The organism is Streptomyces genisteinicus (assembly GCF_014489615.1).
Classification (GTDB): Bacteria; Actinomycetota; Actinomycetes; order Streptomycetales; family Streptomycetaceae; genus Streptomyces; species Streptomyces genisteinicus.
In genome coordinates this window covers 5770250-5785834 of the sequence record NZ_CP060825.1, presented here as the reverse complement: position 1 = coordinate 5785834, position 15585 = coordinate 5770250, and the positions used below count along the sequence as shown (strand labels likewise).

Annotated in this window: 10 protein-coding genes; 2 read left to right on the top strand and 8 right to left on the bottom strand. The window is 71.4% G+C overall.

The window, feature by feature from the left end:
- Window positions 1-42: 42 nt before the first annotated feature.
- Together IAG43_RS24900 and IAG43_RS24895 are read right to left on the bottom strand one after the other, a co-directional pair.
- Window positions 43-4329, bottom strand: coding sequence for a discoidin domain-containing protein (locus IAG43_RS24900; RefSeq protein ID WP_187742907.1), 4287 nt, complete (start codon window positions 4327-4329; stop codon window positions 43-45).
- 207 nt (window positions 4330-4536) lie between these two features.
- Window positions 4537-7965: a CARDB domain-containing protein gene (locus tag IAG43_RS24895; RefSeq protein WP_187742906.1), complete on the bottom strand. Its 3429-nt coding sequence runs from the start codon at window positions 7963-7965 to the stop codon at window positions 4537-4539.
- 539 nt (window positions 7966-8504) lie between these two features.
- On the opposite strand from IAG43_RS24895, the gene IAG43_RS24890 reads away from it, so the two are divergent.
- Entirely contained in the window at window positions 8505-8924 is a 420-nt protein-coding gene (locus IAG43_RS24890; RefSeq protein WP_187742905.1) for a PIN domain nuclease, read from the top strand.
- A gap of 33 nt (window positions 8925-8957) precedes the next feature.
- Here the strand turns inward: IAG43_RS24890 and IAG43_RS24885 are convergent, their stop codons facing one another.
- Complete coding sequence (locus IAG43_RS24885) at window positions 8958-9971, bottom strand: LacI family DNA-binding transcriptional regulator (protein ID WP_187742904.1); 1014 nt, start codon at window positions 9969-9971, stop codon at window positions 8958-8960.
- 98 nt (window positions 9972-10069) lie between these two features.
- Complete coding sequence (locus tag IAG43_RS24880; protein ID WP_187742903.1) at window positions 10070-10678, bottom strand: P-loop nucleotide/nucleoside kinase family protein; 609 nt, start codon at window positions 10676-10678, stop codon at window positions 10070-10072.
- A gap of 100 nt (window positions 10679-10778) precedes the next feature.
- On the opposite strand from IAG43_RS24880, the gene IAG43_RS24875 reads away from it, so the two are divergent.
- Complete coding sequence (locus tag IAG43_RS24875; RefSeq protein ID WP_187742902.1) at window positions 10779-11483, top strand: class I SAM-dependent methyltransferase; 705 nt, start codon at window positions 10779-10781, stop codon at window positions 11481-11483.
- Window positions 11484-11583: 100 nt separating this feature from the next.
- Here the strand turns inward: IAG43_RS24875 and IAG43_RS24870 are convergent, their stop codons facing one another.
- Genes IAG43_RS24870 through IAG43_RS24855 form a run of 4 tightly spaced genes read right to left on the bottom strand, consistent with a single transcriptional unit; the run spans window position 11584 to window position 15584 of the window.
- Window positions 11584-12477 carry a glycosyltransferase family 2 protein gene (locus tag IAG43_RS24870; RefSeq protein ID WP_187742901.1) on the bottom strand — a complete coding sequence of 298 codons (894 nt, stop codon included), beginning with the start codon at window positions 12475-12477 and terminating at the stop codon, window positions 11584-11586.
- Window positions 12474-13766, bottom strand: coding sequence for an arylsulfotransferase family protein (locus IAG43_RS24865; RefSeq protein WP_187742900.1), 1293 nt, complete (start codon window positions 13764-13766; stop codon window positions 12474-12476). Before IAG43_RS24865 ends, IAG43_RS24870 begins: the two co-directional genes overlap by 4 nt.
- A complete protein-coding gene (locus IAG43_RS24860) occupies window positions 13763-14605 on the bottom strand; it encodes a creatininase family protein (RefSeq protein WP_246574543.1) in 843 nt (280 codons plus the stop codon). The genes IAG43_RS24865 and IAG43_RS24860 overlap by 4 nt, the downstream gene beginning before the upstream one ends.
- Window positions 14598-15584, bottom strand: coding sequence for a radical SAM protein (locus IAG43_RS24855; RefSeq protein ID WP_187742899.1), 987 nt, complete (start codon window positions 15582-15584; stop codon window positions 14598-14600). Before IAG43_RS24855 ends, IAG43_RS24860 begins: the two co-directional genes overlap by 8 nt.
- Between the last annotated feature and the right edge of the window lies 1 nt (window position 15585).

The window sequence follows — 15585 nt, the reverse complement described above, 5'->3', positions numbered from 1 at the left end:
CGATCGGCGGGCTCCGGCCCGGGGACCGGAGCCCGCCCCCCGCTACGGGTTGCGGACGATCTTGAAGGTGGACGTGGTGTTGCGGATGTCCACCGCGTTGCCGCTCATCTGGAGACCGTTGAAGACGACCTCTCCGACGGCCGGGCCCTGGCCCGACTCGGGCATCTCGTTCGCCCACAGCCCGAAGCCGGACTTGGCGTCGTACGCGTCACCGCTCTTGCGCGCGCCCGTGATCGTCACGTCCGTGAAGACCGTGTCCTTGATCGGGAACTGCGGCTGACCGCCCACGTAGTTCGTCTGGAACATCACCCCGCTGTAGGTGGGGTCGACGATGTCCACGTTGTTGACCCGGATGCCCTGGAAGACCTTGGAGGCCGAGAAGACCCAGATGCCGGGGAAGGTCTGCCCGCCCCAGAAGTGCCCGCCCGCCCGGACGATCGAGATGTTCTCGAACGTCGTCGGCTCGGTCCCGAAGCCGTTCATCGGGTAGCCGAAGTCCAGGGACGAGATGGTGATCCCGGAGTAGACCAGGGTGTCCGCGATGTGGATGTTGCGGAAGGTGTTGCTGTAGCCGCCGTAGACGGCGACACCGGCCGCACGCCAGGTCAGCGTGGTGGTCAGGTTCTCGTAGAGGTTGTTCTTCATGTCCGCGCCGCCGGCGTCGATCGCCGAGAACAGCGCGAAGCTGTCGTCACCGGTCGCCCGTGCGTCGTTGTTGGACACCAGGTTGTCCGTCGAGCCGTTGGTCATGTTGATGCCGTCGGCGAACATGTTCCGGATCCGGGAGTTCTTGATCGTGACCCGGTCGGTGTTGGCGCCCCAGTAGAGGCACACCATGTGCTCGTTCCAGATGTCGTCGATCACCATGTCCGACACGTTGGCGAAGTCGAACACCTTGCCGGGACCGTCGATGCGCGAGGTGTAGTTGCCGAAGTAGGCGAAGCCCTTGAACAGCGACCCCTTGGCGGTGTTGTCGGCCCGGAAGCCGATGTCGGTGTTGTCCTGCGTCGACGGGGCGTGGAACTTCGTGTACCACGGCCCGGCGCCGACCACCTTCACGGCCTTGCCGTACACCTGGAACTTGCTCGCCGTCTGGTAGTCGCCCGGCGGCAGGTAGACGCCCGTGAGCGTGCCCGTGGTGTCCATCCGCACCTTGTCGAGGGCGTTCTGGACGTCCTGGTGGGAGAAGCCGGCCGGCACCGTGTAGGCGGCCGGGTCCGGGTTCGCGACCGGGGCGACCTGCTCCAGGTTGACGAAGTCGATCGCGTAGGTGCTGGTGTTGGCCGCGTCCTTCTGGAGCCGGATCTTCGACCCCGCCGGGACCGTCTCGCCGAGCATGATGTGCGCCTCGTCGTAGATGTGACGCGGCGCCCCCGAGCCGGGCGAGTTGCCGGGCGACGCCTCGGCGCCGTACAGCCAGGCGTACTTCGAGGTGAGCGGCAGCGCCTTCTTCATGACGCCGTTGACGTACACGTTGATCGTGGAGTCGATGCCGCCGCCGCCCGGGGCGTCCGGGATCGAGAAGCGGGTCACCAGGGTGTTGGTGCTGGCCCGGGTGGTGAACTCGACGTACTCACCGGTGGCGTCCAGGCTGACGGCCTTGCGGCCGGACGCCTCGCCGGCGATGTCGCCGATGGTCCGGTTGGGGCCGACGACCTGCGCGCCGCCGCCTGCGGTGCCGTCCTCCGCCTCGTACATGTCGTACGGCATGTTCGCGCCGCGTCCCACGAAGAGCGGCTGGGACGAGGAGTTGTTCTCCCGCTTGACCGGCAGCTCGGCGCTGTCCGGGGCGACGGTGACCTTCAGGGTGTAGGAGCCGTTCGCGGCCGTCCAGGTCCCGAGGTTCACCGGGGCGGTGGTGGCGCCGGCCGCGATGACGCCGTCATGGCTGCCGGTGAAGGTGCGGACGGTGGTGCCGCGGGAGTCGACCAGGGCCAGGCTCACCCCGTGGCCGCCGCTCGCCGAGGCGACGGTGCCCTGGTTCTTCAGGGCCACCTTGAAGGTCACGGAGTCACCGGCGGCCGGGGAGGACGGGGTGGTGGTGACCTGCGCGGCGACCAGGTCGGAGCTGGCGACCGGCCTGACGACCAGCGCGGAGGGGCTGGTGAAGGCGTTGTTGGTCTCGTTCTGCTCGATGACCGCGCCCGACTCGTCGGCGACGGCGCCGAGCTGGTACGAGCCCGCGTCACGCGCGCCGATCGACGCCTGGACGGTGGCCTGCGCACCGGCCGCGAGGGCCCCCACCTGCGCGGTGGCGACGGTGGTGCCGCCGAGCCGCACGGCCAGCCTGCTCGCCGGGGCGGCGGCCGCGCCGCTGTTGCGGACGGTGGCCGAGACCGTGATCTCGTCCGACTCGACCGGCGAGGCCGGCGAGGCGGTCAGACCGGTGACCTCCAGGTCGGGATTGGGCGCGGGGGTGCCGATCACCTGGAAGTCGGCGATCTGCCCGGCGCTCGACCCGCTGTTGGCGGTGATGCGGAGCTGCACGTCGGCCGTCCGTGCGTCGACGGGCACGGTGACCGTGTTCCCGTCCGCCGGGTCGAAGACGTACTCCTTGGCGGCGACGAGGCTGGTGAAGCCGGACGCGCTCTGCTCGCGGCCGAGGACCTGGATGGTCTGGGTGCGGCGGCCCCAGTCGGGGCTGAGCCGCAGCACCAGGCGGGAGACGTCCGCGTTGGCGCCGAGCTTGACGGTGAGGGTGTTCGGGTAGGCCCCGGCTCCGCCCTCCCAGTAGGTGGCGCGGTTGTTGTCGTTGGCGTTCTCCGCGACGAAGGTGTGGATCACGGAGGAGGCGCTGATCGGCTTGGAGACCGCGAGGTCGGAGCCGGTGCCGCCGCTGCCGTTGCGGGTGACGGAGTTGCTGTGCGGCGACTCGTTGCCCGCCGCGTCCTTCGCGCGCACGGAGTAGGTGACGGTCTCCGACGCCGCCCGGCTCTCCGTGAAGGTGGTCACGTTGCCCGCGACGGTGGCCCTGCGGGTGTTGTTCGCGTAGATGTCGTAGGCGGTGACGCCCGTGTTGTCGCTGGACGCCCCCCAGGTCAGCCGGATCTGCCCGGCCGCCGGCTCGGTGAGGGCCAGGTTCGCCGGGGCGGTCGGCGCGACCGTGTCGCCGGTGTCCCCGGCGCGGGTGACGGTGTTGCTGTTCGCGGACTGGTTGCCCGCCGCGTCCTTGGCCCGCACGTAGTAGCTGACACGGGTGCCGGCGGGACGGTTGTCGGTGAAGGTGGTGACGTTGCCGGCGACCGAGGTGAGCAGGCTGCCGTCGGCGTAGACGTCGTAGCCGGTGACGGCGGTGTCGTCGGTGGCGGCGTCCCAGGTGAGGCGGACCTGACCGGTGGCCGGCTCGGTGAACGCCAGGTTCGCGGGCGCGGTCGGCGCCTGGGTGTCGCCGGTCGCGGGGCCGTACACCTCCAGCTCGGAGATCTGGGCGCCCGGCTGGACGCTGTTGGCGCTGACGAGGACCCGCAGGTAGCGGGTGGTCGCCGCGTCGAAGGAGACCGTGGCGGTGTTCGCGCCCGCCGCGTCGAAGGTGTACGCCTTCGCGGCGGTGAGGTCGGTGAAGGACGAGCCGTCGGTGCTGCCCTGGATCTTCAGCGTCTGGCTGCGCGCGCCCCAGCCGTCGGGGAGCTTGATCACGGCCTTGTTCACCCGCACCGCGGACCCGAGGTCGGTCTGGAGCCACTGCGGGAGCTCGTTGTTGCGGCTCTCCCAGTAGGTGGCCTTGTTGCCGTCGCCCGCGTTGCCCGCCGTGTAGACCTCGGTGTGGCTGCTGGCGGTGAAGGCCCGGCCGCGCGCCAGGTTGGCCGAGGACTCCCCCGCCGCGTGCACCTCCAGCTCGGAGAGCTGCGCCGCCGCCCAGCCGGTGTTGGCGGTGACCGCCACCCGCACGAAGCGGGTCTGGGTCGCGGGGAAGGCGATGGTGACGGTGTTGCCCGTGCCGGGGGTGAAGGAGTACGCCGCCGACGCCTTGAGCGTGGCGAAGGAGGTGCCGTCGGCGCTGCCCTGCACCGCGAGGGTCTGGGTGCGGCTCTCCCATCCGGCGGGCAGCTTGAGGACGACCTCGTCGATGCGCGCGGTGGCCCCCAGGTCGGTCTGGACCCACTGGGGCAGGCCGTTGCCGGCGCTCTGCCAGTAGGTGCCCTGGTTGCCGTCGGTGATGTTGGCGGCGCCGTACTCGTTGTGGGAGCTGCTCGCGGCGGCCGGGTCCCCCACCGCGATGTTGGGGCCGCCTGCCGCCGAGGCGGCGGTCAGCAGCGGGCCTCCCAGTGACAGGAGGCTGGTGGCCAGCACGGCGCACATGGCGCGTGACGTGGCCTTGCGGGTTCTCATACGTCCCCGATCTCGGCCCCGCCGCGGTCGGGCGGGGCGGTCTGGTGCCGACGGGTGGATGCGGTGCGCGCACGTCCGGCACGCGCACCGGTGGGGGTGGAACGGGGGCCGGACGGCCGGGCCGCGCAGGGTGGACGGGCGGCGCGGCGGTCCGGCGTACCGCCCGTGGCGCCCGGCGGGGGCCGGGCGTCACGGGCGGGCGTGCGGTCAGCCGCGCAGCGCCTGCCGGTGGTGTGCCGGCACGGATGCCGCCCCGGCCGAGCCGTTGATCACGAACTGCGAGCCGGGTTCGACGAGGACATCGCCCTCGGCCGAGCCGGTGATGGTGACGTCCGACAGGGTCGCGCTGCCGCGGGCGCCGCCCATGGCGAGGATTCCGGACCCGTTGTTGGACTTGTCGATGGTCACGTTGCTGATCCGGACGTTCGGCATGGCGCCGCCGCCGGTCTTGAACTGGATGCCGTCGTAGGTCGAGTCGTGGATGTCCGTGTCGCGGATGGTGACCCCCGGGATGTCGGGGCCCTGGGCGAACAGGGTGATCGCGCCGAACTCCTGGTCCTCGTTCCAGAACGCCCCGCCGGTGCGGTACAGACCGTTGTTGGCGATCAGGGTCTGGCCGGAGAACGGGATCGGGTCGTGGTCGGTGGCCAGCATGATCCCCGGGTAGTTCATGGTGTCGGAGATCAGGTTGTTCTCGATGGTGTTGCCGTAGCCGCCGTAGACGGCGATGCCGTTGGCCCGCCAGGGCAGCTGGATGGTGTTGTTGCGGAAGTGGTTGTCGTGGCCGACGTCGACGGAGGTGTCCTTGACGTACTTGCTGGCCCACACGGCGAGCGCGTCGTCACCGGTGTTGCGGAAGGAGGAGTTGTAGACGGTCGAGTTGCGGGTGCCGTTGGCGAAGTTGACGCCGTCGGCGTAGGTGTTGCGGATGCGGACGCCGCTGAACTCGACGCCGTCGCCCGGTCCCCACAGCTCGGGGATGTTCGAGTAGTCGCGTCCGACCCAGGCGCCCACGTTGGCGTGCTCGATCCAGACGTTGCTGATCTTCGTGTCCTTGCCGAAGCGGCCGTTGAGGGCGACACCGCCCTCCGCGTTGCCGTCGCCGCCGCGGATGGTGCCGGAGCCGAAGATCGCGATGTCGGAGATCTTGGTGTTGTGGTCGATGTCGAAGCCGAAGTTGCCCTCGTGCGGGTGGTTGATGCCGCCCGCCTGGTGCGGCGGGGTCAGCGAGTACAGCTGCGAGTGCCACATGCCGGCGCCGCGGACGGTGACGTCACGGATGCCCACCTGGTTGAACTGGCCGCGGTTCAGCGGGTCGTCGGTGAGGATCTTCTTCTCCTGGCGCCACTGGCCCGCCGGGATCCACACGCAGGGGATCTCGCCCTTCTGGTCCGCCGTGACGGCGCGCTGGAGGGCGTCCGCGTCGTCGATGCCGTCGTTCGGCACCGCGCCGTAGTCGGTGATCGAGACGCACTCGGCCGGCTTGGCGGCCGGTGCCGCGACCTGCTCCAGGTCGATCAGGTCGATGATGTAGAAGGCGGCGCTGTCGCCGGCGTCGCGCTGGAGGCGGAACACCGTGCCCTGCGGGTAGGTCTGGGTCAGCAGGGCGTGCGACTCGTCGAACAGCCGGCGGGCGTCGCCGCCGGGACGGTTGGTGAGGCCCTCCGGGTCGTCGGTGCTGCCGTAGAGCCAGCTGTGCTTCGACGACAGGTTGAGCTTGCGGACGAACTGCCCGTTGGCGTAGAGGCTGATGGTCGCCTCCTGGCCGCCGCCGGCCGCCGCGTCGGGGATCGAGTTGCGCACGACGATCGAGTTCGCGGCGCTGGTGGAGGTGAACTCCACGTACTGGCCCGTGGAGTTCAGGCGGACCGACTCGCGGCCCGAGGACTCGGTGGCGAAGTTGGTGTGGCCGAAGGTGCGCTTGGCGTCGGCCTGGAGCAGGGTGCCGTTGTGGCGTCCGTCCTCCGCCTCGTACTCCGTGTACGGCACGGCCGCGCCGCGTCCGACGACCAGGGAGCGGGCGAAGGTGTTGTTGCCCTCGTTGGTCTCCGTGACCGTGCCGGTGGCGTCGGCGGTGGCGGTGAGCGTGGCTCCGCCGCTGGTCGCGGTCCAGCTCCCGCTGATGGCGACGTTCGCCGTGGCGCCCGCGGCGATGGCGCCGGTGGTGCCGTTCAGCGTGGTGGAGCCGACGGTCAGCCGGGTGACGGAGCCGGCCGGCACCGACGTGGTGCCGCGGTTCTGGACGGCGACGGTGAAGCCGACGGTGGCGCCGACGGCCGGGCTCGACGGGTTGGTGGTGATGCCCGTGACCTGGAGGTCCGGTCCGGGTGCCTGGCCGACCACCAGCTTGGCGGCGGCGGTGCGGCTGTTGTTGGTGTTGTCCAGTTCGGCGACCGTGTCCGTGGGGTCGACGACCGCGGAGACGGTGTAGCTGCCCATGGGCCGCTTGCCCACCTGGACGGGGACCTTCACCGAGGCGCCGGCCGCCAGGGCGCCGACGGCCGCGCTGCCCGCGGCGGCGCCCTCGAGGCTGACGTTCACCGTGGTCGCCGGCGAGGCGGCGGTGCCGGTGTTGCGCACGGTGGCGTCGACGGTGACCGTGTCCGTCTCCGACGGGGCGGAGGGGGACCACGTCAGATCGGTGACGGTCAGGTCGGGAGCGGGCGCGGCCGCGCCGACGACCTGGAACTCGGCGATCTGGCCGCCGCCCCCGCCGGTGTTGCCGAAGAACTGGAGGCGCACGTCGGCGTAGCGTCCGGACACCGCGATGTTGACGGTGTTCTGGTTGGACGCCGGGTTGAAGACGTAGTCGGCGCGGTTCTTGAGCGACGTGAACGCCGTCTCGCCGGCCTTGCGGCCGAGGACCTGGATGCTCTGCGTACGGGTGCCCCAGGCGGCGTCGGGGTTGAGCTTGAGGACGACACCGGACAGGTCCGCGTCGGCGCCCAGCTTCACGGTCAGCGTCGACGGCTGGCCGCTCGCCTCCCAGTAGCTGCTGGTGCTGTCGTCGTTGGCGTTGGCCGCGACGTAGGTCTGCGTGTGCGACGACGCCTCGATCGGCTTGCGCAGGGCGAGGTTGGTCCCGGCCGGGGGCGGGTCCCCCGGGTCGCCCGGGTCGGTGCCGCCGCCCTCGCCGTAGATCTCCACCTCCGACAACTGGGCGGCGTTCCAGCCGGTGTTGCCGGTGACCTGCACCCGTATGAAGCGCGCCGCGGCGTCCACGTCGAGGCTGACCGCGTTGCCGGACGCCGGGGAGAAGGCCCGGCCCGCCGTGGCGGAGAGCGTGCTGAACCCGCTGCCGTCGGTGCTGCCCTGGACGCTGAGGGTCTCGGTGCGCGCCTCCCACGACGAGGGGAGCTTCAGCACCACCTCGTCGACGTCGACCGTGGTGCCGAGGTCGATCTGCACCCACTGGGGGAAGGAGCCGAGCGGCCCCTCCCAGTAGGACGCCTGGCTTCCGTCGGTGACATTGCCCGCCGGGTAGCCGGAATGCGATCCGCCGGCCGTGGCCGGTCTGCCGAGCGCAAGGTTCTGTCCGTCGGCGGCGTGGGCTGCGACCGGCAGCAGCCCTACCGCGACCAGACCGGTCGTCACCAGGCCGGCGAAGAGTCGCCGGCCGTGATGTGTCCCTCTCATGAGGCCCTCTCGTTCCCTTTCCCTGGGCGCGCCCGGCCGTGCGGCCCCGGCCCCTCCCCCTCCGGCGCACAGGCGTCGGGACGGGTGGGACGCGGGGTGTACGGGGCACGGGTGCGCCTGGTGGACGGTGGCGGGCTCACCAGGCGTCGGCGATGCCCTGGTGAACCCTGAAACGCCGTGAATCAAAAAGTTGAGTGATTCAGTCAATCTTTTGCAGCGCTGAGGTGACAGGTTTCTACCAGGTATCGACTTTGTCAACGGTTCGGTACGCAGGAGGGGTTGGGCGCACGCAGGAAGCAGCCCCCTGCCGCAGGGCAGGGGGCTGTCGGGGGCCACTCGGCGGGCCGCCTCACCGGGTCACTTCACCGGGCGCCGTTCTTCGCGTCGCGCGGGCCGGGGACGGCGTCCTTGGCGACGCCGTCGATCGTCCGGGTGTTCGACATGGCGTGGTTCCCCGCTCAGTATTCGATGCGCTCGCGGCGGAACGCCGACGGCTCCCTCAAGCGAGGTGCGCCCCGGGGCGAGGGCGACGCCGCCTGATGCAGGACCGGTACCTGATCGACAAGTCAGCCCTGGCACGCTGGACGAAGCCCGCGGTGAAGACCGTGCTGAGACCCCTGCACGAGCGCTGCCTGCTCGCCGTGTGCCGGCCCACCGAGTACGAGATGGTGCACTCCGCACGGGACGGCGCCGAGGCGTTGCGCATCAGGACCTGGCTGCACGCGTTCGACTACGTGCGGGCGGACGACGGCACCTTCGCGCGAGCCCTGGACATCCAGCGCCATGCGCTGAACGCCGGCTTCCACCGCGCGCTGCCGCTGCCCTACCTGCTGATCTCGGCCATCGCGGAGACGAACCGGCTGACGGTGCTCCACTACGACGGCGACGTCGACATGATCGCGTCTCTCACCGGACAGCCCGCGCAGTGGGTGGTCCCGCCGGGCACCGCGGATCGCTGACGGCGGGCCCGCCGCCCGCGCGCGAAGGGAGGGCTACGACCCGGCGGCGGCCTGGGCGGTGGAGCCGCGGACGACGAGCTCCGGCTCGAAGAGAAGCTCGCTGTGCGGCACCTCGCTGCCCTCGATCTGGGTCGCCAGCAGCTCCACAGCCGCCCGCCCCATCGCCTCGATCGGCTGCCGCACCGTGGTCAGCGGCGGCTCCGTGCACGTCATGAACGCCGAATCGTCGTATCCCACCACCGACACGTCCCCCGGCACCGACAGACCCCGCCTGCGCGCCGCACGCACCGCCCCCAGCGCCAGCGGATCGGACGCGCACACGATCCCCGTCACCCCCCGCTCCAGCAGCCGCGACGCCGCCGCCTGACCGCCCTCCAGCGAGAACATCGACCGCTCCACGAACTCGGGACGGAGCGCGGAGCCGAGGGCCTTCGCCGTGCGCTCGGCGGAGGCGAGCTTGCGCCGGGAGGGGATGTGGTCGGCCGGGCCGAGGACCAGCCCGATCCGCTCGTGCCCCAGCGACACCAGATGCCGCCACGACTGCTCCACCGCCACCGCGTCGTCACACGCCACACACGGAAAATCGAGCCCCTCGATCGCCGCGTTCACCAACACCACCGGAATACGACGCTCCGCAAGCAGCCGGTAATGCTCATGAGGCGCATCGGCCTGCGCGAACAACCCACCCGCGAACACCACACCCGACACCTGCTGCTGCAACAACAACTCCACGTAATCCGCCTCCGACACACCCCCCTTCGTCTGCGTGCACAACACCGGCGTCAACCCCTGCTGCGCCAACGCACCACCGATCACCTCGGCAAACGCCGGAAAGATCGGATTCTGCAACTCCGGCAGCACCAACCCCACCAACCGCGCACGCTCACCCCGCAACTGCGTCGGACGCTCATAACCCAGCACATCCAGCGCCGTCAGCACCGACTGCCGCGTCGCCTCCGACACCCCCGGCTTCCCATTGAGCACCCGGGACACCGTGGCCTCCGAGACCCCAACCTTCTTCGCCACCTGAGCAAGTCGTCGCGTCACCCGCGCAAGGCTAGTGCAGACCGTGCAACACCTTGCCGTCGGTGCTGCCCCGGGACCGGGGCGCTCCGCCGCCCGGCGGCGCCGCCGGGCCGGTCTTCTCAGGCGGCCCCGGGGCGCCTGAGAAACGCTTCGACGTCGTCCAGACCGGGCCGGTAGCCGTCCGAGGTGTCCACCGTCAGCGTCGGCACGTCCAGCGAGATGTGCCGGAACCCCTCGTGGGAGAAGCGTCCGGACGCGATGGCGTCCAGCAGTTCCCGGTCGGCGTGGGCGGCCCGGTGGGGCGATCCGTCGGCGCGGCGGGCGACGCGGTCGCGGGCCACCCCCGACGGCGTGGCGCAGCGCACCACCCTGATCCGCGACAGCGCCGACAGGGGCTCCAGCCCGCGCCGCCAGAGCCCGTCCTGGAAGGCGGCCTCGGCGACCACGGTCGTCCCCGCCGCCAGCAGGGCGGTCAGCACCTCGAAGAAGACGTCCAGCGTCCGGTGGTCGAGGGGGTCGTGGCCGCCGCTGCGGTGCCCGGGGGTGTTCAGCACCATCCCCTGCTTGATCTCGTCCCGGATGACCGCGGGACAGCCCAGCCGCTCCGCGAGCTCCCGGGCCAGCGTCGTCTTGCCCGATCCCGGCGGCCCGCTCACCACGACCAGCGCGGGCAGCGGGGCCGGACGGGCGGAGCGGCCGGAGTCTGCGGAGGGGGCGGAGTGCGGCATGCGACAGCACCTCAATGTATTCGTTCGACTTCGTGCGCCGAATCCCGGAAATACTTCGAAAGCCTACTCGACGGAGGCGATCGCCTCTATCATTCGGTCCATGACGACCGAGAATTGCATACCGTACGACGGATATGCGGAGGATTTCGAGGAAGCCGCGTCCGACAATGCCTACAACGCCCTTTACGACCGTCCCGCGGTCCTCGGCCTGCTGGGCGACGTGAAGGGCCTCTCGGTGCTGGACGCCGGCTGCGGTCCGGGGCTGTACGCCCGGGAGCTGGTGGCGCGCGGAGCCGAGGTGACCGGTTTCGACCAGAGCGGGGACATGGTGGCCCTGGCCCGGCGGCGTCTGGGCCCGCGCGCCACCCTGGTCCAGCACGACCTGGCGCGTCCGCTGGACTGGATAGCCTCCGGGACCTACGACGCGGCCATCATGACCCTCGTCGTCCACTACGTCCCGGACCGCGTCGCCTGCCTGCGCGAGTTGCGCCGGGTGCTGCGGCCCGAGGGCAGGCTCATCGTCTCCACCAGCCATCCGACGGCGGACTGGGCGATGGACGGCGGAAGCTACTTCGCGGAGAAGTTCGTCGAGGACCAGTGGTCCTGCGGAATGCTGAGCAGGTTCTGGCGGCAGCCCCTCGAATCATGGTTCACGGAATTCTGGGAAGCCGGATTCCTCGTCGAGCGACTGCGCGAGATGCGCCCTGCGGAAGGAATGGCGGAAAGCCACCCGGAGGAATACGAGAAGCTCTCGCGCGAGCCGGGATTCATCGCTTTCCGTCTTGCCGTCCGGGACGACGGCTGAGGGGCGCGTGGCGCCGGTCCGGGCGGGCCCGCCCGGACCGGCCGGGGCCGGGGCAGGTCGGGTCGGGACCGGCGCAGGTCGGGACCGGCCTGCCCGGCGGCTACCGCGCGAAGACCGCGTCGAGCCAGGCGGTGTCCGGCTCCTCCCCGTCGAGGAACGGCCCGTGGGTGGCCCGCAGCGCACGGTCGAACGCGTGCTGCGGCAGCGGCGCCCGCGCGGCTATCCGCTCGTCGAGCCGGCGGTCGAACTCCCGGAACCAGCGGCGGTAGGCCAGGACGAGGGGGTCGTCGGTGGCCCACTTCGTGTACAGCCACTCCCGTGCCCTGGTGAACTCCGTCGGGCTCTGCTGGTACGCCTCCTGGACGGTGCTGCGGCCGCGGGTGACCTGGTGGTAGATCGTCGTGCAGTCCCCCGCGAACCGGAACCGGTAGCCCAGCTCCTCCTGCAGGGTCATCCACATGTCCCAGTCCTCGCAGTGGGCGAGCTTCTCGGTGAACCGGGCAGGCGTCTCGGCGAAGTTCCGCACGACGAAGGACCCGGTGTGGATGAAGTTCGCGACCAGGAGGTACCGCGCGTCGAACGCGAAGTCCTTGAGCGGCGCGTGGTCCGCGCGGCGGGGCAGGGCCTCCATCCAGCTGCTGCCGACCAGCGCTCCCGCGTAGACGGCGTCCGCGCCGTGCGACGACAGCTCGCGGTGGGCGTGCTCCAGGTGCGTGGGCAGGAAGACGTCGTCGTCGTCGAGAAAGGCGATGTACTCCCCCCGCGCGACCCGCACCCCCTCGTTGCGCGCGTGCGAGACGCCGTGCGTGGAGTCGAGGTCCAGCAGCTGGACGTCCATCTCGCCGTGCCACTCGCCGACCACGTGCCGCGGTGAGGCGCCGCCGTCGTTGACGACGATCACCTCGAAGTCGCGGTGGGTCTGGCGGCCGACGCTTCTCAGGGCCCGGCGCAGCGGACCGAGCCGGTCCAGGGTGGGGATGACGACGCTGATCACGACTGGCCTTCCGGGAGGAGTGGAGTGTCGGGGCGGGTGCCGCGGCCCGTGTCCGGGCCGGTGCCGGGGCCCGTGTCCGGGGCCGCCGGGTCGTCGCGGACGAGCCTGAGGGAGAGGCCGGGCTCCTTGCGGGCGACCTGTTCGTAGGCCGCGTCGCGGCCGCCGACCACCCGGCGGGCGACGTCCCCCGGCACCCCCGCGACGCGGTAGAACGCCGCGCGCGACCGCGATCCCCGCCCGTCCAGGCGTTCCACCTCGAAGCCCCAGGCGGTGGTCCCGTCCCGGGTCACCTCCAGTGCCCGGCCGGCCTGCGCGTCACTGATCAGGACCCGGTCCCCGGCGGTGCGCTCGCACCCTCCGGCGACCTGCGAGAACAGGGCTTCGGCGGGGGTGGCGAGGTACTCCCACACCACGGCGCCCGAGGTCGGATCGCACTCGATCGCGCGCGAGCGTCCGACCTCCTTGCCGTTGTCGAAGACGAGCACGTTGCCGTTCGGCAGCACGGACGGCTGGTGCTGCCCCGACAGCACGCCGGGCCCCCAGGACCACAGCACCTCCCGCCGGGACAGGTCGAGGACCGCCACCAGGTCGAGATTGCGCAGGGAGACGAGGACCGCGCCCCGGGGCCAGAGCCCCGCGGGGTGCGCGGCCAGGACGTCCACGGTGTTGGCGTGCAGCAGGTCGCCCGGGGCTCCGGGGAGGTCGCGCAGCGCGGCCAGTCTCAGGCGCCCCGGGGTGCCGGGCGCCAGGGCGGCGAGCGCCTTCTCGCCGTCGGCGGGGTCCGCGCGCAGGAAGCGGCGGTCGAGCGCGGCCGCCACCAGAGGTCCGGTGCGGGGGTCGGACGCGAGGATGTCGTGGAGCGAGTGGGTGGCCCGGGTGACGCCGTCCGGTCCCAGCACCACAACGGTGTTGTCGAGGACCGTCACCGGACGCCCTCGCCAGTCCACCCGGCGCACCTCCTCGCCGAGGACGTGCACCGTCCCGTCCGCGCCCACGTGCAGATCGTGGTGGGCCGCGGTGTCCGACCTCCAGACGACCCGTGAGGAGGGGTCGAGGCGGAGCACCGAATGGAGCGGGACGAGGGCGTACAGGCTGCCGTCCGGGCCCACTTCGACGTGGTTCCAGCCCTTGAGGTACGAGGGCGGCTCGGTGGCGGGGTCCGCCTGGTCCACCGGTGTGCTCCAGGCGTGGACGATGCGGGCCCGGCGGTCGACCAGGTAGGCGAAGGGGTGCGGGTAGGTGGACGAGGGCGAGAAGAGGTAGTGGACGTCGTCGGTGGGCGCGTTCATCGGTCGTCCTCCTGGAGCGGGGAGCGGACGGTGCCGCCTGCGGCGGCGGGGCCGAACTCGAGGCGGACCGCCTCGGCCATGGCGCGGACGACCCGGGCGGCCACCCGGCCGCCGATCTCCGCGTCGGCCCGGTCGGCGCGGTAGACGATGCCGGAGCGGGTCGCGGAATCGGAGGGGAGCGGGAACATGTGGTACGCGGTGCGCCGTACCGTGGCTCCCGCGTCGAGGTCCTCCCCGTCGGCGTGGGCCAGTTCCGGACGCACCCCGTCGGGGGCCACGTGCATGACGAGACTGGACTCCACCATCCCCGCGTGGTGGTCGTCGGCGCGCGAGACCGCCGTCTCGGCCGCGAGGGCGTCGCGGAACTCCTCGCCGACGACGTCCCACCAGTGGACGACCATGATGCGCAGGTGCGGGTGGTGTTCACGGGCCTGCCGTGCGGCCTCGCAGAGGAAACTCAGGTTGTCGATGGCGGAGTTGACCACGACGACGTCGCGGACGCCGTTCCCGGCCAGGGAGAGGAGGACGTCGGTGACGAGGTGGGTGAAGGCGGTGCCGCTGACGGAGACGACTCCCGGGAAGTCCCCGCCCAGCCGGAAGGGCGGGGTGGCGACCCCGTAGCCGATCGCGGGCATGACGAACGCGGGCAGCTGCTCGCAGAGCCGTGCCGCGAAGTACTCGCTGAGCAGGGTGTCGGAGGTCAGCGGGAGGTGCGGCCCGTGCGGTTCGACGGCTCCCACCGGCAGGACGCACAGCCGGCCGGCCGCGGCCCCGTCCCGGAAGTCGCGCCAGCTCATGGAGTCCGCGTGGTGCCGGGGACCGGGGCGCGGCTCAGGCATCGACCCACCCCAGGCTGGGGACGATCTCGGGCCGCAGCCCGCCGGCCTGCCGCAGGTTGAGGAAGTCCTCCTTGTTGCAGCACCCGTTCTCGGCCCGGCAGCCGGACCACTGCTCGGTTCTCAGGTCGAGCCGGAAGTCCGGGTCCAGGATGTTGCCGAGCCGGCCCTGTTCCAGTACGTGGTACCGCGAACAGGGGTACACCTCGCCGTCGATCCCGATGAAGATGCTGTCGTGGCCGGCGCTGCACATCTCGCCGAGGGGGTTGCGCAGGGCGAGGAGCGCCGTGCGGGTCAGATCGGTCTCCCCGCCGAGCCGGGCGACCTCGTCGAGGACGTCGGGGTCCCTGAGCACGGGCACCGCGCGGTCGGGGCCCGCGGTGCTGTAGTCGAAGTCGTCGGAAGGGGCCTGGGGGTCGTACCCGAGGTCGAGGTTGAAGCGAAGCCCCGCCTCCCGTGCGGCGTCGCCGACCTCCCGGACCATCTGCGCGTTGCCGGGGAAGAGGAGGGCGTTGACGACGACGAAGCAGCCGAACTCCTCCTGGGCGAACCGGGCGTTCCTGATGAAGCGTTCGAGGGGTATCTGCCCGTCGTGGTAGGTCAGCCAGAGCGACAGCTTGGCCAGGTTGGCGTCCTTGTCCAGGCGCGGCAGGCGCCGTTCCAGGAGCGAGCCGTTGGAGACGAGTTCGACGTAGCGCACGCCGCTCTGCCGGGTGAGCCACCCCGCCTCGGTCAGGAACTCGTTCGACGCGAACGGTTCGCCGAGGCTGCCGAGGCGGACGGCGACGGGCTGGGGCCGGGTGCCGATCCAGCGGACGACGGCCTTGAACCGGTCCAGGTCGCCGGGGTCCTGCCAGTTGTGCTTGCGGCTCTTGGACCAGGTTCCCGTGGAGACGCAGTAGGAGCAGTCGAAGTTGCACAGCCGCTGTGCCGACACGTACCAGACGCGAAGCAGCCGCCGGCTGCCAGAGGACGGGTTCATC